Origin of the sequence: Streptomyces sp. NPDC048566 (genome assembly GCF_043199735.1) — a bacterium.
Classification (GTDB): domain Bacteria; phylum Actinomycetota; class Actinomycetes; order Streptomycetales; family Streptomycetaceae; genus Streptomyces.
Window position 1 is genome coordinate 71,956 of the sequence record NZ_JBICWL010000017.1, and the last position, 17,460, is coordinate 89,415.

At 73.8% G+C, this 17,460-nt stretch carries 17 protein-coding genes; 11 read left to right on the forward strand and 6 right to left on the reverse strand.

All coding sequences use genetic code 11. The annotated features are described in order from the left end of the window. Nucleotides 1–27 precede the first annotated feature (27 nt). On the reverse strand, nt 28–756 hold the full coding sequence (locus ACGFS9_RS23620) for a ZIP family metal transporter (RefSeq protein ID WP_393255899.1): 729 nt from the start codon (nt 754–756) through the stop codon (nt 28–30). Nucleotides 757–865: 109 nt separating this feature from the next. Here ACGFS9_RS23620 and cobM point away from each other — a divergent pair, with 109 nt between their 5' ends. From cobM to cobC, 6 genes are all read left to right on the forward strand, one after another. Further along, on the forward strand, nt 866–1,702 hold the full coding sequence (cobM, locus tag ACGFS9_RS23625; RefSeq protein ID WP_393255901.1) for a precorrin-4 C(11)-methyltransferase: 837 nt from the start codon (nt 866–868) through the stop codon (nt 1,700–1,702). Nucleotides 1,703–1,779: 77 nt separating this feature from the next. After that, nucleotides 1,780–3,039 (forward strand): precorrin-6y C5,15-methyltransferase (decarboxylating) subunit CbiE, encoded by a 1,260-nt coding sequence (cbiE, locus tag ACGFS9_RS23630; RefSeq protein ID WP_393256001.1) that lies wholly within the window; start codon nt 1,780–1,782, stop codon nt 3,037–3,039. Beyond that, entirely contained in the window at nt 3,036–4,742 is a 1,707-nt protein-coding gene (gene cobJ, locus ACGFS9_RS23635) for a precorrin-3B C(17)-methyltransferase (protein WP_393255902.1), read from the forward strand. The genes cbiE and cobJ overlap by 4 nt, the downstream gene beginning before the upstream one ends. After that, nucleotides 4,739–5,374: a precorrin-8X methylmutase gene (locus tag ACGFS9_RS23640; RefSeq protein ID WP_393255904.1), complete on the forward strand. Its 636-nt coding sequence runs from the start codon at nt 4,739–4,741 to the stop codon at nt 5,372–5,374. The genes cobJ and ACGFS9_RS23640 overlap by 4 nt, the downstream gene beginning before the upstream one ends. Continuing rightward, entirely contained in the window at nt 5,371–6,300 is a 930-nt protein-coding gene (locus ACGFS9_RS23645; protein WP_393255905.1) for a sirohydrochlorin chelatase, read from the forward strand. The genes ACGFS9_RS23640 and ACGFS9_RS23645 overlap by 4 nt, the downstream gene beginning before the upstream one ends. Continuing rightward, nucleotides 6,290–7,369 (forward strand): Rv2231c family pyridoxal phosphate-dependent protein CobC, encoded by a 1,080-nt coding sequence (cobC, locus tag ACGFS9_RS23650; RefSeq protein WP_393255907.1) that lies wholly within the window; start codon nt 6,290–6,292, stop codon nt 7,367–7,369. The genes ACGFS9_RS23645 and cobC overlap by 11 nt, the downstream gene beginning before the upstream one ends. A 100-nt stretch (nt 7,370–7,469) precedes the next feature. On the opposite strand, the gene ACGFS9_RS23655 is transcribed toward cobC, so the two are convergent. The 5 genes from ACGFS9_RS23655 to ACGFS9_RS23675 all read right to left on the reverse strand — a co-directional run bounded on the left by ACGFS9_RS23655 (nt 7,470) and on the right by ACGFS9_RS23675 (nt 12,494). Then, nucleotides 7,470–8,453 (reverse strand): SCO1860 family LAETG-anchored protein, encoded by a 984-nt coding sequence (locus tag ACGFS9_RS23655; protein ID WP_393255909.1) that lies wholly within the window; start codon nt 8,451–8,453, stop codon nt 7,470–7,472. A gap of 284 nt (nt 8,454–8,737) precedes the next feature. Then, a complete protein-coding gene (locus tag ACGFS9_RS23660; RefSeq protein ID WP_393255910.1) occupies nt 8,738–9,829 on the reverse strand; it encodes an amidohydrolase family protein in 1,092 nt (363 codons plus the stop codon). A 165-nt stretch (nt 9,830–9,994) separates the two neighbouring features. Next, nucleotides 9,995–10,825: an amino acid ABC transporter ATP-binding protein gene (locus ACGFS9_RS23665; RefSeq protein ID WP_393255912.1), complete on the reverse strand. Its 831-nt coding sequence runs from the start codon at nt 10,823–10,825 to the stop codon at nt 9,995–9,997. Next, nucleotides 10,822–11,652, reverse strand: a complete 831-nt coding sequence (locus ACGFS9_RS23670; RefSeq protein WP_393255913.1) for an amino acid ABC transporter permease — start codon at nt 11,650–11,652, stop codon at nt 10,822–10,824. The genes ACGFS9_RS23665 and ACGFS9_RS23670 overlap by 4 nt, the downstream gene beginning before the upstream one ends. Further along, nucleotides 11,649–12,494 carry a transporter substrate-binding domain-containing protein gene (locus ACGFS9_RS23675; protein ID WP_393255914.1) on the reverse strand — a complete coding sequence of 282 codons (846 nt, stop codon included), beginning with the start codon at nt 12,492–12,494 and terminating at the stop codon, nt 11,649–11,651. The genes ACGFS9_RS23670 and ACGFS9_RS23675 overlap by 4 nt, the downstream gene beginning before the upstream one ends. Nucleotides 12,495–12,670: 176 nt before the next feature. Here ACGFS9_RS23675 and ACGFS9_RS23680 point away from each other — a divergent pair, with 176 nt between their 5' ends. The 5 genes from ACGFS9_RS23680 (at nt 12,671) to thpD (ending at nt 17,415) form a co-directional block, all read left to right on the forward strand. Then, nucleotides 12,671–13,771 (forward strand): pyridoxal-phosphate-dependent aminotransferase family protein, encoded by a 1,101-nt coding sequence (locus ACGFS9_RS23680; RefSeq protein ID WP_393255916.1) that lies wholly within the window; start codon nt 12,671–12,673, stop codon nt 13,769–13,771. A 423-nt stretch (nt 13,772–14,194) separates the two neighbouring features. Beyond that, nucleotides 14,195–14,734, forward strand: a complete 540-nt coding sequence (gene ectA / locus ACGFS9_RS23685) for a diaminobutyrate acetyltransferase (protein WP_393255917.1) — start codon at nt 14,195–14,197, stop codon at nt 14,732–14,734. A gap of 59 nt (nt 14,735–14,793) precedes the next feature. Then, complete coding sequence (gene ectB / locus ACGFS9_RS23690) at nt 14,794–16,065, forward strand: diaminobutyrate--2-oxoglutarate transaminase (protein WP_393255919.1); 1,272 nt, start codon at nt 14,794–14,796, stop codon at nt 16,063–16,065. A gap of 50 nt (nt 16,066–16,115) precedes the next feature. Continuing rightward, nucleotides 16,116–16,520, forward strand: a complete 405-nt coding sequence (locus tag ACGFS9_RS23695) for an ectoine synthase (RefSeq protein ID WP_393255921.1) — start codon at nt 16,116–16,118, stop codon at nt 16,518–16,520. A gap of 7 nt (nt 16,521–16,527) precedes the next feature. Further along, complete coding sequence (thpD, locus tag ACGFS9_RS23700) at nt 16,528–17,415, forward strand: ectoine hydroxylase (protein ID WP_393255923.1); 888 nt, start codon at nt 16,528–16,530, stop codon at nt 17,413–17,415. Nucleotides 17,416–17,460 lie beyond the last annotated feature (45 nt).

Here is a 17,460-nt window from a genome sequence, read left to right on the forward strand (position 1 = left end):
CCCGCGGGCGGCGGAGGCCGTGCGCGCTCAGCTCGCGATGCCCACCACCAGCCAGATGAAGGCCACGCCCGCGACCGTGAACAGCAGGGTCGAGCGGGCCGGATGATCGTGGTGCGCCTCGGGGAGGATCTCCGCGGCGGCGAGATAGAGGAGCACGCCGCCGAAGAGGCCCAGATAGCCGCCGAGCAGCCCCTCGGGGATCGTGACGAAGAGCGTGGAGGCGGCGCCGACGACGGGGGCCGCGGCGTCCGCGAACAGCATGAGCAGGGCTTTGCGGCGGGCGTTCCCGTACAGGCTGGTGATCGTGTAGGTGTTGAAGCCGTCCGCGAAGTCGTGGGCGACGACCGCGAGGGCGACGGCGAGCCCCATGCCGCCGCCGACCTGGAAGGCCGCGCCGATCGCGACGCCGTCCATCGCGCTGTGCCCGACCATCGCGCCGGCGGCCGTCAGGCCCACCTCGGGCGCGCGGCCGTCGTGCTCTCCGCCGCCGTGCGCGGCCTGCCGATGAGCCAGCAGGCGCTCGACCAGATGGGCCAGCAGGAAGCCGGCCACGAACAGCAGCAGCGCGGCGGGGACGCCGAACACCTCGCGGCCCGCCGCCGCGAGCGCCTCCGGCAGCAGGTCGAGGCCGACCACGCCCAGCATCAGGCCGCCGGCCAGTCCGAGAACCAGATGGCGACGGTCGGTCACCCGCTGTGCCGTCCAGCCGCCGGCCAGCGTCATCAGGAACGCGCCGAGCGCGACGAGGACCGCCATAGGCCCTTGCTATCCGATCAACCCCCGTCCGCGCACCTTCGGCGACGCCCCCATGTCCGCTGATGTACCGCATCACCCCGGTTTTTCCGTAGGAGAGGACCGTATTCCCATGGCCGCTGCCCCTGCCGGCACCGTGACCTTCGTCGGCGCCGGACCCGGCGCCGCCGACCTGCTGACCTTCCGTGCCGCGCGCGCCATCGCCGAGGCAGACGTGGTGATCTGGGCGGCCAGCCTGGTACAGGCCGACGTCCTCGCCCACGCCCGCGAGGGCGCCGAGATCCTCGACTCGGCGACGATGTCGCTGGAGGACGTCGTCGCCGTGTACGAGCGGGCCCGTGAGGAGGGTCTGCGGGTGGCGCGGATCCACTCGGGCGACCCGGCGCTGTGGGGCGGCACCCAGGAGCAGGTGGACCGGTGCGCGGCCCTCGGCATCGCGACCGAGATCGTGCCGGGCGTCTCGTCGTTCTCGGCGGTGGCCGCGCTCGCGGGGCGCGAGCTGACGATCCCCGAGGTGGCGCAGTCGGTGATCCTCACCCGGCTCGGCGGCGGCAAGACGCCGATGCCGCCGGGCGAGGAGGTGCGGGAGTTCGCCCGGCACGGCACGACGATGGCGCTGTTCCTCTCGGCGGCCCGCAGCGGCCAGCTCGTCCGGGAACTGCTGGAGGGCGGCTATCCGACCTCCACGCCGGTGATCGTGGCGCACCAGGTCACCTGGCCGGAGGAACTGCTCGTGCGCTGCACGATCGGGACGCTGGAGGAGACGGTCAAGGAGCACAGGCTCTGGAAGCACACGCTCTTCCTGGTCGGTCCGGCCCTGGACGCGAGCGGGACCCGCTCGCACCTGTACCACCCGGGCCACTTCCACGGGTTCCGCAAGGCCGACCCGCAGGCACGCGCGGAACTGCGCGCCGCCCGCCGCAGCGCGGCACAGGAGTCCACCTCATGAGCACGCAGGCCCTGGACACCGGGGCCGCGGGCGCGGAGGACGGAGGCGGGCGCGCCGGGCCCGCCGACCGCTCCGCGGTGATCACCGTCGTCGGTACGGGCACGGGCGCGCCGCTCCCCCGGCAGGCGCTGGACGCCCTCGCCGGGGCCGGGCTGGTCGTGGGCGCCCGGCGGCATCTCGCGGCGGCGGAGCCGGCCGCGCGGGCCGAGCGGATCGTGCTCGGTCCGCTGGCACCGGCGCTCGACGCCATCGAGCGGTACACCCTCGACGGGGCGCCGCACGGGCCGGTCGTGGTGCTCGCCTCGGGCGACCCCGGGTTCTTCGGGATCGTCCGGGCGCTCGCCGAACGCTTCGGGGCCGGGCGGCTGGACGTACGGCCCGGCGTCTCCTCGGTGGCGGCGGCCTTCGCGCGCGCCGGACTGACGTGGGACGACGCCGTCGTCGTGAGCGCCCACGGCCGGGACCTGCGGACCGCCGTCCAGGTCTGCCGGTCGCAGCCGAAGGTGGGCGTGCTCACCGGGCCCGGCGCGGGCCCCGCCGAGCTGGGCGCCGCCCTCGTCCACCCCGCGTCCGACCGGGTGCTGGTCGTGGCGACCGCGCTCGGCGACCCGGAGGAGGAGCGCGTCGAACGGGTCACGCCCGCCGAGGCCGCCGCCCGCGACTGGGGCACGGCGGTCAGTGTCGTCCTCTGCCTGGACCCGGACCGGGCTCCCGGCACCGCGCGGACCGTCGCCGGTCCGGCGGCCGGGCCGGCCCGGTGGGCCCTGGAGGAGACCGCGTTCGCCCACCGCGACTCGATGATCAGCAAGTTCGAGGTGCGGGCGCTGGCGCTGGCCCGGCTCGGGCCGCGGCTGGGCGAGCTGGTCTGGGACGTGGGTGCGGGCTCCGGCTCGGTGGCCGTCGAGTGCGCCCGGTTCGGCGCGGCCGTGACCGCGGTGGAGAAGACGCCGGACGGCTGCGAGCGGATCCGCGCCAACGCCGCCGCGCACGGCGTCGACGTGCACGTCGTGCTGGGCGCCGCGCCCACGGCGCTGGCCGAACTGGACGATCCCGACGCGGTGTTCATCGGCGGCGGCGGCAGCGACCTGCCCACGATCGTCACGGCCTGCGCCCGCCGGGCGCGCCGGGCCGTCGTGATCGCGATGGCCTCGCTCGACCGCGTTCCGGCTGCCCGGGACGCGCTGGCCGCGGCAGGTTTCGCCTGCGACGGCGTGCTGCTCCAGTCCTCGCGGCTCGCCCCGCTGCCGGGCGAGGTGTCCCGGCTCGCGGCGATCAACCCCGTTTTCGTGCTGTGGGGCGTCCGGCCCCCGGACCGTACCGAAGGAGTTCCCCAGTGATCGGCCTGATCTCCGCCACGGCGGCGGGCGCGGCGGCCCGTGACCGGCTGGCCGCGGCGTGGCCCGCGCGCACCCGGGTGTACGACGGGCCCGTGGCGGACGCCGTCGGGCGCGCCTTCGCCGAGTGCGACCGGCTGGTGTGCTTCCTGGCCACCGGCGCGGTGGTCCGGCTCGTGGCACCGCTGCTCGCCGACAAGGCGAGCGACCCCGGTGTGGTGTGCGTCGACGAGGCGGCCCGGTTCGCGGTGTCGCTGGTGGGGGGCCACGCCGGCGGGGCCAACGAGCTGGCCCGCGAGGTGGCCGCCGTGCTGGGCGCCGAGCCGGTGGTGACGACCGCGACCGACGCGGCGGGGGTGCCCGGCCTGGACATGCTCGGCCTGCCCGTGGAGGGCGACGTCGCCGGGGTGACGCGGGCGGTGCTCGACGGCGAGCCGGTGGCGCTGGACGGGGCGAGCCGCTGGCCGCTGCCGGCGCTGCCGGCGAACGTCGGAGCGGACGCGCCGGCCGGGTCGGCCGCGATCCGCGTGTCGGACCGCGCCGCGGCACCGGCCCGGCGCGAGGTGCTCGTGCGCCCGCCGTCCCTCGTGGTGGGGGTCGGCGCCTCGCGCGGCGCCCCCGTGGAGGAGGTCCTCGGCCTGGTCGAGGAGGCGCTGCGGGAGGCCGGCCTCTCGGTCCGGTCGGTCGCCGAACTCGCCACCGTGGACGCCAAGTCGCAGGAGCCGGGGATCGTCGGGGCCGCCGCCCGCCTGGGCGTGCCGGTCGTCACCCACACGGCCCAGGACCTGGCGGCGGTCGCCGTCCCGAACCCGTCGCACGCCCCGCTCGCCGCCGTCGGCACCCCCTCGGTCGCGGAGGCCGCCGCCCTCGTGGGCGGGGGTGAACTGCTCGTCCCCAAGCGCAAGTCGGTGCGGGCGGACGGCTCGCCCGCGATGGCCACGGTCGCCGTGGCACGGCGGCCGGTCCGCGGACGGCTCGCGGTCGTGGGCCTCGGCCCCGGCGCCCGCGACCTGATGACCCCGCGCGCCGAGCGGGAGGTGCGGCGCGCCGCGGTGCTCGTGGGCCTGGACCAGTACGTCGACCAGATCCGCGACCTGCTGCGGCCCGGCACCCTCGTCCTGGAGTCGGGGCTCGGCGCCGAGGAGGAGCGGGCCCGCACGGCGGTGGCCGAGGCGCGCCGGGGGAAGGCGGTGGCGCTCATCGGCAGTGGTGACGCGGGCGTGTACGCGATGGCGTCGCCCGCGCTGGCCGAGGCGTCCGACGACATCGACGTGGTCGGGGTGCCGGGGGTGACCGCCGCGCTGGCGGCCGGGGCGATCCTGGGCGCCCCGCTCGGCCACGACCACGTGTCGATCAGCCTCTCCGACCTGCACACCCCGTGGGAGGTGATCGAGCGGCGGGTCCGGGCGGCGGCCGAGGCCGACCTCGTCGTGACGTTCTACAACCCCCGCAGCCGGGGCAGGGACTGGCAGCTGCCCAAGGCGCTGGCCCTGCTCGCCGAGCACCGGCGGGCCGGCACGCCCGTCGGCGTCGTCCGCAACGCCTCGCGGCCGGACGAGTCCGGCCGGGTGACGACGCTGGAGTCCCTCGATCCGGGCATCGTCGACATGATGACCGTGGTGACCGTGGGCAACACGGCGACCCGTGAGATCGCCGGGCGCATGGTCACGCCGCGCGGCTACCGCTGGCAGGAGGAGAACGCGTGAGCCGGGAGTCCGGGCGGGAACGGGTCGTCCATCCGATCGAGCAGGAGTCGTTCCGGAGGCTGCGCTCGCGGCTGGACACCTCGCACTTCCCGCCGCTGACCCGGGCGGTGGTGGAGCGGGTGATCCACTCCGCCGCCGACCTGGAGTACGCCCGCGACCTCGTCACCGACGAGGACGCCCTGCACCGCGCGCACGCCGCGCTGCACGCCGGGGCGCCCGTCGTGGTGGACGTCGAGATGGTCGCGGCGGGCATCACCCGCCGCGCCACCGTCTGCCGCCTCGGGGACGCCGTGGCCGGCCCCGGCCTGACCCGGTCGGCGCACGCCGTGCGGCTGGCCTGGGAACAGGTCGGTCCGGGCGCCCTGTGGGTGATCGGCTGCGCGCCCACCGCGCTGGAGGAGCTGCTGCGGCTGGACGCCGACCCCGCGCTCGTCATCGGCCTGCCCGTCGGTTTCGTCGGCGCCGCCGAGTCCAAGGCCGCGCTGCGGGCGAGCGGGCTGCCCGCCGTCAGCAACGTGTCCGAGAAGGGCGGTTCGGCGGTCGCCGCCGCCGCGCTCAACGCCCTGCTGTACCACCCCGCCCCCACCCGTCCGGCCGCCGAGGACCCGGCGCCCGTCAAGGAGACATCGTGACCACCCCTCCCCCCGCACTGCTCATCGCCGGCCACGGCACCCGGGACGAGTCCGGAGCCGAGGCGTTCCGCTCCTTCGTCCGCGAGGTGGGCCTGCGGCATCCCGAACTGCCCGTCGCGGGCGGCTTCATCGAGCTGTCGCCGCCCCCGCTGGGCGACGCCGTCACCGAACTCGTCGCACGGGGTGTGCGCCGGTTCGCCGCGGTCCCGCTGATGCTGGTGTCCGCCGGGCACGCCAAGGGGGACATCCCGGCGGCGCTGAACCGGGAGAAGGAGCGCCACCCGGGCATCTCGTACACCTACGGGCGCCCGCTGGGCCCGCACCCCTCGCTGCTGGCGGTGCTGGAGCGGCGGCTGGACGAGGCGCTCGGCGCTGCGGCGCGCACGCCCGAGGACCGCTCCGACGTGACCGTGCTGCTGGTGGGCCGCGGCTCCACCGACCCGGACGCCAACGCCGAGGTGCACAAGGCGGCCCGGCTGCTGTGGGAGGGCCGCGGCTACGCGGGGGTGGAGACGGCGTTCGTGTCGCTGGCGGCGCCGGACGTGCCGTCGGGCCTGGACCGGTGCGTGGCCCTGGGCGCGCGCCGGATCGTGGTCCTGCCGTACTTCCTGTTCACCGGCATCCTCCCGGAGCGGGTGCGCCGGCAGACCGAGGGCTGGGCCGCCGCCCACCCGGAGGTGGACGTGCGGTCCGCCGACGTGATCGGCCCCGAGCCGGAGCTGCTCGACCTGGTCATGGAGCGCTACCGGGAGGCCGTCGGAGGGGACCTGCGGATGAACTGCGACTCCTGCGTCTACCGCATCGCGCTGCCCGGCTTCGAGGACAAGGTCGGACTCCCCCAGCAGCCGCACTTCCACCCGGACGACGACGGCGAGCACGGGCACGGGCACCACCACGGCGGGCACCCGCACTCCCATGCGCACTGACGAGGCCGCCGACGGCGGGCACGATCTGCGGCACCACGGGGACGCCGAGGTGCGCGACGACGGCTCCGCGCTCACGGACCTCGCCGTCAACGTCCGCGCGGACACTCCCCCCGAGTGGCTGCGCGAGCGGATGGCGCGGTCGCTGACCGGCCTGGCGGCCTATCCGGACGGCCGCGGCGCGCGGGCCGCGGTGGCGGCCCGGCACGGCCTGCCGGTGGAGCGGGTGCTGCTGACCGCCGGTGCCGCCGAGGCGTTCGTACTGCTCGCGCGGGCTCTCGACGTGCGCCGTCCGGTCGTGGTGCACCCGCAGTTCACCGAGCCGGAGGCAGCGCTGCGGGACGCCGGCCACACGGTGGAGCGACTCGTGCTGCGCGCGGAGGACGGCTTCCGCCTCGACCCGGCCGCCGTCCCCGAGGACGCCGACCTCGTCGTGATCGGGAACCCCACCAACCCGACGTCGGTGCTGCACCCGGCCTCGGACGTCGCCCGGCTGGCCCGCCCCGGCCGGGTGCTGGTGGTGGACGAGGCGTTCATGGACGCGGTGCCCGGGGAGCGCGAGGCTCTCGCCGGGCGGACCGACGTGCCCGGCCTGGTGGTGCTGCGCAGCCTCACCAAGACCTGGGGGCTGGCGGGCCTGCGGATCGGGTACGTGCTCGCCGGAGCAGGGACGATCAGGGCGCTGGAGCGGGCCCAGCCGCTGTGGCCGGTGTCGACCCCGGCACTCGTGGCCGCCGAGGCCTGCGTGTCCCCGCGGGCGCTGGCGGAGGCCGCGCACGCGGCCCACCGGATCGCGGCGGACCGGGCCCATCTGGTCGCCGGTCTGCGGGAGTTCGGCTGCTCGGACGGACTGCGGGTGGTGGAGCCGGCGGCGGGTCCCTTCGTGCTGATCGGGCTGCCGCGGGCCGCGGGGGTGCGGCGGAGTCTGCGCCGCCTCGGATTCGCGGTGCGGCGCGGGGACACGTTTCCCGGGCTCGGCGAGGAGTGGCTGCGGGTCGCGGTGCGGGACCGGGCGACGGTCAACCGCTTCCTCCAGGCGCTGGACCGGGCGCTCACCGCGGGAGGGGAGTGACCCGGGACGAGGCCCCGCCGTCCGGCCGCCGCGGTGCCGGGACGAGCACCCGCGGCGGCCGGGAGGCGCCGGTCCGGGGCCGCGGCCCCGGACCGGGAGGTCAGCCGCGCCGGCGCCGGGAGAGCGCGACCGCTCCCCCGCCCGCGGCGAGCAGCGCCACCGCGCCGCCGGCGATGTAGGGGGTCGTGGAGCTGCCGCCGGTCTCGGCGAGTCCGGCCTCCGCGTGCGCACCCTGCGGCTTCACCTCGGTCACCGGCTCGGCCGCGGGCTCGGACGGCTCGGCCGGCCCGGGCTCCTCGGCGGCCTCGGACGGCTCGGTGTGCTCCGCGGGCTCGGACGGCTCCGCCTCCTGGGCGGCCCGCGCCGCGGGCGTCCGGCAGGCGGCCCCGGCCAGCGTGAGCGTTCCCTCGACCTCCGCCACGTTCAGCTTCAACGGGTTGATGGACACCTTGAGTTCGAGGGCGGACGCGGCCGCCGTGCGGGTCGTGGTCCGCGTCCTGGACAGCTCCAGGCGCACCTCGCCGACGCCGGGGACCCGCACCTCGGTCGGGCCGCCCGCGGTCAGCCGCACCCGCTTGCCGAGGACGCGGACCGAGCCCGGCACGTTCACCGTGGCCACGGGCCGCCTGCCGGCCTCGCAGGTGGCCGTCGAGGAGACCGCGTCCAGCTCGACGACGGACAGCAGCGGGAGCCCGGGGACGTGGACCCTGGCGTGCGCGAGGCGGCTGAAGCCCTCCGCCTTCCCGTCCTCGACGGTGGCCCTGGACTCGGCGACGTCCGCGCGCAGCACGTTGAAGGGGCGCCCGCGGTCGACGCCGTCCAGCCGGGTGGTGAGCGCGGTCCGGTCCGCGCTGCGAGGCGCCCGCACCTCGTTCAGCGAGACCGCGAGCGGGACGTCCACGGTCTTGTCGAGGAGGGACACGTCGAGCCCGGTGCGGAGCACGAAGGCGCTCGCGCGGCCGTGGTCGCCGGTCGCGTGGGCGGAACCCGCACCGGCCAGCGCGGCGGGACCCGCGGCGAGCACGACGGCCGCCGCCGAGACGGCGAAACGGCGTGCGGGCATACGGTAGTTGGTGCTGTTCAAGGGTGGGACCCCCATAGGAGAAAGCCTGGGACCCGGAAAGAATTACGCACGGAGAGTGAACAGTCAGCGACCTGGCGTGAGTTCACCCGTACGTGGGTTTACCGCGCACGCCTTCGAATCCGGCGGCACGGCCGTTCCCCTGCGCCTCTTGTTCCCCACTTCCGGGTGAACGCGCTGGTCGAGCGCCGCTGCGTGCACCGGAGCGGCGCGAGGTGCCCAACGATCGCACCGCCCCGATCGTCACGTGCCGTCAACCGCGCGGGCGGCCGGCCCGGGCGGTCCCGTCAGCCGACCACCCGTCCGCGCAGGACGACGCGGCGGGGCGCGGCCAGCACCCGCACGTCCCGGCGCGGGTCCTCGTCGTAGACCACGAGGTCGGCGGGGGCGCCCTCGTCGAGCCCCGGGCGGCCCAGCCAGCTCCGCGCTCCCCAGGCGGTGGCGGAGAGGGCCTCCACGGGCGGGATGCCGGCGGTGACGAGTTCGGCGACCTCGGCGGCGACCAGGCCGTGCGGGAGGCTGCCGCCGGCGTCGGTGCCGACGTAGACGGCGATGCCCGCGTCGTAGGCGGCGCGCACGGTGTCGTAGCGGCGTTCGTGCAGCCGGCGCATGTGCGCCGACCAGGCCGGGAACTTCGCCTCGCCGCCGTCCGCGAGCCGCGGGAAGGTGGCGATGTTCACGAGGGTGGGCACGATCGCGACCCCCCGCTCGGCGAACAGCGGGATCGTGTCCTCGGTGAGGCCGGTGGCGTGTTCGACGCAGTCGATGCCCGCCTCCACCAGGTCGCGCAGCGAGTCCTCGGCGAAGCAGTGCGCGGTGACGCGGGCACCGAGCCGGTGCGCCTCGGCGATGGCCGCCTCGACGGCGTCGCGGGGCCAGCAGGCGCTCAGGTCGCCGGTGCCGCGGTCGATCCAGTCCCCCACGAGCTTGACCCAGCCGTCGCCGCGCCGGGCCTCCCGGGCGACGTACGCCACGAGGTCGTCGGGCTCGATCTCGTGGGCGTAGTTGCGGATGTAGCGGCGGGTGCGGGCGATGTGCCGGCCCGCTCGGATGATCTTCGGCAGGTCGTCGCGGCCGTCGACCCAGCGGGTGTCGGAGGGCGAGCCGGCGTCCCGGACCAGCAGGGTGCCGGCGTCGCGGTCGGTCAGCGCCTGCTTCTCCGAGACCTCGTCCGGGACCGGGCCGTGCGCGTCGAGGCCGACGTGGCAGTGCGCGTCGACCAGGCCCGGCAGCGCCCAGCCCTCCACGGTCCGGACGTCGCGGGCGCCGCCGGGGCGCTCGTAGGCGATCCGGCCGCCGACCACCCACAGTTCGTCGCGAACGTCCTGCGGCCCGACGAGGACCCGCCCCTTCACGTGCAGCACAGCGTCATCGCTCATGCTCCGCACCCTAGTGCCGTGGCCGGAGGGGTTCGCCGGGCAGCTCGCGGCGAGGTGCCGTGCCGGGCAGCGCGAGCCGGCGAACCCTTCCGGTCAGGGCGCCGGTGAAGGCGCCCCGGCGCCACGGGCGGCCGTCCCCGCGGATCGCGAGGCGTCCGCCCGCGCCTACGGCGTGGCCGCCGGGTTCCCGGAGGCCGCGTCCCCGTCGCCGCCCTCGCCGGCGGTCCGCCCGCTCGCCTCCGGCACGTCGGCCATCGCCGGGTCGAGCAGCCGGGACAGGAAGTTGCGGGTCCGCTCGTGGGCCGGGTCGCCGATGACCCGGGCCGGGGTGCCGTCCTCGACGATCACGCCGCCGTCCATGAAGACGACGCGGTCGGCGACCTCGCGGGCGAAGGTCATCTCGTGGGTGACGACCATCATCGTCATGCCCTCGTCGGCGAGCATCCGCATGACGGCGAGGACGTCGCCGACCAGTTCGGGGTCGAGGGCCGAGGTGGGCTCGTCGAAGAGCATGACCTGGGGGCCCATGGCGAGGGCGCGGGCGATGGCGACGCGCTGCTGCTGGCCGCCGGACAGGGAGGAGGGGTAGGCAGCGGCCTTGTCCGCGAGCCCCACCCGGGAGAGGTTCTCGGCGGCGACCCGCGCGGCCTCCGCCTTGCCCCGGCCGAGTACCCGGCGCTGCGGCAGCGTGAGGTTCTCGGTCACCGACAGGTGCGGGAAGAGGTTGAACTGCTGGAAGACCATGCCGATGCGCCGGCGCACGGCGTCGATGTCGACGTCGGGGTCGGTGATCTCGGTGCCGCCGACCAGTACCCGGCCCGCGGTGGGTTCCTCCAGCAGGTTCACGCAGCGCAGCAGCGTCGACTTGCCCGAGCCGGACGGCCCGATGACGCAGACCACCTCGCCTTGGGCGACCTCCAGGTCGATCCCGCGCAGGACCCGGTTGTCGCCGAAGGACTTGTGCAGGTCCTCGACCTGGATCTCGGGGGTGCTCACTGTGCCTCCGCGGACTTCGCTTCGAGACGCCGGACGACGAAGCCGAGCGGCACCGTCACCAGGAGGTAGCACAGGCCGGCGACGAGGATCGGGGTGGAGTTGGCGGACGTGCTCGCCAGGTCGCGGCCGAACTTGGACAGTTCCCGCTCCTCCAGGGTGACGCCGAGGATCAGCACCAGCGAGGAGTCCTTGAAGAGCGTCACGAGTTCGTTGGTGAGCGGCGGGAGGATGATCCGGAACGCCTGCGGGATGATGATCGAGACCATGGCCCGGGCGTGCGAGAAGCCCAGTGAACGCGCCGCCTCCATCTGCCCCTTGGGGACCGCCTGGATGCCCGCGCGGAAGGTCTCCGCCATGTAGGCGGCACCCACCACGCCGAGCGCGATGGCGACCTTGCCGTACGTTCCGCCGGGGATCTCCGTGCCGGGGAAGGCCAGGGGCACCGCCACGCCCACGAAGACGAAGATCAGCAGGGTGGGCAGGCCGCGGAAGATCTCGATGTAGACGCCGGCGACCCAGCGGTAGGGGCCCACCGACGACAGGCGCATCAGGGCGATGACCATACCGAGCACGAGTCCGACGGCGAAGCCGGACACCGTGTAGAGCACGGTGTTCTTCAGCGCCAGCGTGATGACGTCGGGGAACATCTGCTGGACCAGGTCCCACTGGGCGAACTGGTTCTTCAGCCTGCCCCAGTCCGCCGTCGCGGCCACGAGGGCCACGACGGCCACGAAGACGACGTACTGGGCGCCGCGCGAGAGCGAGCGCCTGCGGCGCGGGCTCAGGCCGGAGCGGCGCGGCTGGAGGCGTGCGGCGGGATCGCTCATGACGCGGACGGCGAGGCGGAGGCGGCGGCCTCGTCGTAGGGGCCGATCCACTTCTCGTAGAGCTTCTTGTAGGTGCCGTCGGCCTTCGCGTCCTTGATCGCCTCGTTGATGGCGGCGGCGAGCTTGGTGTTGCCCTTCTTGACCGTGAAGCCGTACTGCTCGCCGGTGTTGAGGTTGTCGACCACCGTGAAGGCGTCCGCGTTGGCCTGGTCCTTCAGCCAGCCCTGGACGACCGGGTAGTCGATGACGACGGCCTGGACCTGGCCGGTGCGCAGGCCGTTGAGCACGGCGTCGGAGGACTCGAAGGAGACGGGGTCGAGGCCCTTGCTCTTGGCGTACTCCTCACCCGTGGTCTGCGCCTGGGCGCCGACCTTGCGGCCCTTGAGGTCGGCGAAGGAGCCGATGCCGCTCTTCTTGTCCACCAGCACGGCCTGGGTGGCGTCGAAGTACGGGTCCGAGAAGTCGACGTTCTTCTTCCGCTCGGCCGTGATCGTCATGCCGGCCGCGGCGAGGTCGCACTGCTCGGAGTTGAGGAAGGCGCCCGTCTTGAAGTTCTCGAACGGGGTGTCGACGATGTGCTGCTCGACGCCGAGGTCCTTGGCGACCAGGTCGATGAGCGACACGTCGAAGCCCTGCACCTTGCCGTCGATCTCCGACTGGAACGGCGGGTACGGCAGGTGGGTGCAGGTGGTGAGCTGGCCCGCCTTGACGAGCGGCACCCCGTCCGCGGTCGTGGACGTGCCGCCCCCGCCGTCGGAGGAGCAGCCGGCCACGAGCAGCAGACCTGCCGTGGCGGTGGTGGCGGCCAGGATGAGGGGCCGGCGGCCGGGGGCGGGGTTCACGGGGACCTCCTGTGCGGGGGAATGCAGACTTCCGATTATAAGGAGATGTTTGAGTTCCTCAAAACAATCCGTTGGTCACTCACCCGCTCGGCCTCGGAACTCTCCGGTCCGGGCACCCCGGAGACCGGCGGATACGCTCGGATCGTCGACCCTCCGCGAGCGAAGAGAGCACCTCCGTGACCCACCCCCTTCTGGACCTGGCGCCGTTGAGCGCCGCGCACTTCGCGTCGATCGAGGACCGCGTCGCCCGGCTGCTCCGCACCGAGCGGGACGTCGTGATCATGCAGGGCGAGGCGCTGCTGCCCCTGGAGGGCGCCATCCGCGGCTGCGCCGGCCCCGGCACCACCGCCCTCAACGTCGTCACCGGCCCGTACGGGCAGACGTTCGGCGACTGGCTGCGGGACTGCGGCGCCACGGTGATCGACCTGGCGGTGCCGTTCCACACCGCGGTCACCGCCGGGCAGATCCGCGAGGCGTTCGCCGAGCACCCGGAGATCGACTTCGTCTCGCTCGTGCACGCCGAGGCCGCCACCGGCAACACCAACCCCGTCGCGGAGATCGGCGGGGTGGTCCGTGAGCACGGCGCCCTGTTCTACCTGGACGCCGTCGCGTCGATCGCCGCCGAGCCGGTGCTGACGGACGCGTGGGGCGTCGACCTGTGCGTGATCGGCGCCCAGAAGGCGATGGGCGGCCCCGCGGGGGTGTCCGCGGTGTCCGTCAGCGAGCGGGCGTGGGCGCGCATGGCCGCGAACCCGGCCGCCCCCCGCCGCTCCTACCTGTCCCTGCTGGACTGGAAGGAGCGCTGGCTCGACGGCGGGCGCCGGACGCTGCCGCACGCCCCGGCCCAGCTGGAGATGCTGGCGCTGGAGGCGTGCGTGGAGCGGATCGAGAGCGAGGGCGCGGACACGGTGGCGGCCCGGCACGCCGAGGCCGCGGCGGCGTGCCGGGCGGGGGCCGTGGCGCTCGGCGGCGGTCTGGCGCCGTACGTGCACGACGCCCGCGACGCGGCACCGGTGGCGACGACGCTGCGGGTGCCGGCCGGTGCGGACGCCTCCGCGCTGGTGGCGAAGGCGCTGGCGGCCGACCCGGCGCTGCCGCTGGCCGCGGGGGGCGGCTCGCTGGCGCGGTCGATGGTCCGGGTGAACCACTACGGCCCGGCGGCCGGTCGGGAGGCCGTGCTCGGCGCCCTCGACGGGCTCGGCGCCGCGCTGGCGGAGTCCGGCTTCACGGTGGACGCGCAGGCCGCGCGGCGCGCCGTGGCGGGGGTCCGGGGCTGAGCCGGCGCCCACGACGGGGGCCGGCGTCCGCCGGCCCCTCCCGGACGGACGGCGGGAGAGACACGACATCCCGAGGATAGCCGCGGGACGATGACAGATCGACGCCCCGCGCTTATGCTGTTATTAATTCGTATTGAATTGGCCCAGCACAGCTTCCCGCATTCTTCTGCCCGGTTTCCCGGAGTCTAAACACAAAGAATCGGCGAGCGTCGGACGACGTAATTCGGGTTGATCTCCGGCGCATTACGTCGCTGTGACGCATTCCACAGGGCGTCCGTTTTCTGAGGTATTTTCCGCGCAAAAACGGTCATAGAGCCCCGTCGGCGGCTCCCGCCTCACGGGCGCGTGATAACACATGCGACGGCCTGCCGTAACCGCGCCCGACGATGCAATTTCAACCATCGGTCGGTAAATTAAATCCCCATGACCGCCGCACACCCAGACCTGTCCGCGGAATTCCTGGAAATGCCGGAGGGCCTTCGGATCGACCGTCCGGAGGTGGCCGACGGGGCCGCCCTCTGGCGCATCGCCAAGGACTCCCGAACCCTCGACCTGAACTCCTCGTACAGCTACCTGCTGTGGTGCCGTGACTTCGCCGGCACCTCCGCGGTGGCGCGCGACCCCGACGGGCGCCCCGTCGGCTTCGTGACCGCGTACGTACGCCCGGAGCGTCCGAGCACCCTGCTGGTGTGGCAGGTGGCGGTGGACGCGGCGTACCGCGGTCGCGGACTGGCCGCGCGACTGCTCGACGGTCTGACGGCACGGGTGGCCGCCGAGCGCGGACTGTCCGACGTGGAGACGACCATCACCCCGGGCAACACCGCCTCCGAGCGCCTGTTCCTGTCGTACGCCGAACGCCATGGCGCGGCCGTCGAGCGCGAGGTGCTGTTCGAGACGGGCCAGTTCCCCGACGGACCGCACGACCCCGAGGTGCTGTACCGCATCGGCCCGTTCTCCCGCTGAACGTTCTTCACCCCTCGCCCCCCCTGTTCTTCCGCCCCGACGCTTCGAGGAGCGATTTCGTGACCATCACCCAGCCCGACCTGAGTGTCTTCGAGACCCTGGAGTCGGAGGTCCGCAGCTACTGCCGCAACTGGCCGACCGTCTTCGACCGCGCCCAGGGCAGCCGGATGTACGACGAGGACGGCCACGAGTACCTCGACTTCTTCGCCGGTGCCGGGTCCCTCAACTACGGGCACAACAACCCCGTGCTCAAGCGGGCCCTGATCGACTACCTGGAGCGCGACGGCGTCACCCACGGTCTCGACATGTCGACGACCGCCAAGCGCCGCTTCCTGGAGGCGTTCCAGAACCTGGTGCTGCGCCCGCGCGACCTGCCCTACAAGGTCATGTTCCCCGGCCCGACGGGCACCAACGCCGTCGAGTCCGCGCTCAAGCTGGCCCGCAAGGTGAAGGGCCGCGAGGCGATCGTCTCGTTCACCAACGCCTTCCACGGCATGTCGCTCGGCTCGCTCGCCGTCACCGGCAACTCCTTCAAACGGGCCGGCGCCGGCATCCCGCTGGTGCACGGCACGCCGATGCCGTTCGACAACTACTTCGAGGGCCAGGTCCCGGACTTCCTGTGGTTCGAGCGGCTCCTGGAGGACCAGGGCTCCGGCCTCAACCGGCCCGCCGCGGTGATCGTCGAGACGGTGCAGGGCGAGGGCGGCATCAACGTCGCGCGCGCCGAGTGGCTGCGCGCCCTGGCCGACCTGTGCAAGCGCCAGGACATGCTGCTGATCGTCGACGACATCCAGATGGGCTGCGGCCGGACCGGCGCCTTCTTCTCCTTCGAGGAGGCCGGGGTCGTGCCCGACATCGTGACGGTCTCCAAGTCCATCAGCGGCTACGGCCTGCCGATGTCGCTGTGCCTGTTCAAGCCGGAGCTGGACATCTGGGAGCCGGGCGAGCACAACGGCACCTTCCGCGGCAACAACCCCGCCTTCGTCACGGCCGCCGCCGCCCTGGAGGCCTACTGGGCCGACGGCTCCGCGATGGAGAAGCAGACCCGCTCGCGCGGCGAGCAGATCGAGCAGGCGATGATCTCCATCACCGAGGAGAACCTCGCCGACGTCAAGGAGTACCGGGGCCGCGGACTGGTCTGGGGCCTGGAGTTCAAGGACAAGGACCGCGCCGGGCGCGTGGCCAAGCGCGCCTTCGAACTCGGCCTGCTCATCGAGACGTCCGGCCCCGAGAGCGAGGTCGTGAAGCTGCTGCCCGCGCTCACCATCACGCCCGACGAGCTGGACACGGGGCTGCGCACCCTCGCCCGCGCCGTCCGCGAGACCGCCTGACCAGACCGCCGCACACCACGAGAAACACGAGAGAGAGGCATCGCACCACCGTGATAGTCCGTTCGTTCAAGGACATTGAAGGCACCGACCGGCATGTGAAGGCGGCGACCGGCACCTGGGAGAGCAAGCGCATCGTGCTCGCCAAGGAGAAGGTCGGCTTCTCCCTGCACGAGACGACCCTGTACGCGGGTACGGAGACGCAGATGTGGTACGCGAACCACATCGAGGCCGTGCTCTGCGTCGAGGGCGAGGCCGAGCTCACCAACGAGGAGACCGGCGAGAAGCACTGGATCTCGCCCGGGACGATGTACCTGCTGGACGGCCACGAGCGCCACACCATGCGCCCCAAGACCGACTTCCGGTGCGTCTGCGTCTTCAACCCTCCCGTCACCGGGCGGGAGGACCACGACGAGAACGGCGTCTACCCGCTGCTCACCGAACCCGAGGAGGTGTGACATACCGATGACCACGCTCACCGATCTGTACCCCAGCCGAGGCGCCACCGAAGTGGCCGTGCCCCGACAGGACCCGGTCCTCTGGGGAGCCCCGGGCGAGCCCGGCCCCATCACGGTTCCCGAGCTCCAGGCCTACGAGCGCGACGGCTTCCTCCCCGTGGAGGAGCTGATCGCCGCGGACGAGGTCGCCGTCTACCGCCAGGAACTGGAGCGCCTCGTCACCGACCCGGCGATCCGTGCCGACGAGCGGTCGATCGTCGAGCCGGCGTCGCAGGAGATCCGGTCCGTCTTCGAGGTGCACCGGATCAGCGAGGTCTTCGCCCGTCTGGTCCGCGACGAGCGCGTCGTGGGCCGGGCCCGGCAGATCCTCGGCTCGGACGTGTACGTGCACCAGTCGCGCATCAACGTCAAGCCGGGCTTCGGCGCCAGCGGCTTCTACTGGCACTCGGACTTCGAGACCTGGCACGCCGAGGACGGCCTGCCGAACATGCGCACGGTGTCGGTCTCGATCGCGCTGACCGAGAACTACGACACCAACGGCGGTCTCATGATCATGCCGGGGTCGCACAAGACCTTCCTCGGCTGCTCGGGAGAGACCCCGAAGGACAACTACAAGAAGTCGCTCCAGATGCAGGACGCGGGCACGCCCTCGGACGAGGCGCTCACCCGGTTCGCGACCGAGCACGGCATCAAGCTCTTCACGGGCAAGGCCGGTTCGGCGACCTGGTTCGACTGCAACTGCATGCACGGCTCGGGCGACAACATCACGCCGTTCCCGCGCAGCAACGTGTTCATCGTGTTCAACAGCGTGGAGAACGCCGCCGTGGAGCCGTTCGCGGCTCCGGTGCGCAGGCCGGAGTTCATCGGCGCCCGGGACTTCACCCCGGTGCGCTGACCTTCGCCCGCCTCGCGGGACACGGGCCGGGGCCCTTCCTCGCGT

Coding starts and splice junctions, on each gene's coding strand:
- ACGFS9_RS23620 (WP_393255899.1), bottom strand. CDS start 756: ATGGCGGTCCTCGTCGCGCTCGGCGCGTTCCTGATGACGCTGGCCGGC.
- cobM (WP_393255901.1), top strand. CDS start 866: ATGGCCGCTGCCCCTGCCGGCACCGTGACCTTCGTCGGCGCCGGACCC.
- cobC (WP_393255907.1), top strand. CDS start 6,290: ATGCGCACTGACGAGGCCGCCGACGGCGGGCACGATCTGCGGCACCAC.
- ACGFS9_RS23660 (WP_393255910.1), bottom strand. CDS start 9,829: ATGAGCGATGACGCTGTGCTGCACGTGAAGGGGCGGGTCCTCGTCGGG.
- ACGFS9_RS23670 (WP_393255913.1), bottom strand. CDS start 11,652: ATGAGCGATCCCGCCGCACGCCTCCAGCCGCGCCGCTCCGGCCTGAGC.
- ectA (WP_393255917.1), top strand. CDS start 14,195: ATGACCGCCGCACACCCAGACCTGTCCGCGGAATTCCTGGAAATGCCG.
- thpD (WP_393255923.1), top strand. CDS start 16,528: ATGACCACGCTCACCGATCTGTACCCCAGCCGAGGCGCCACCGAAGTG.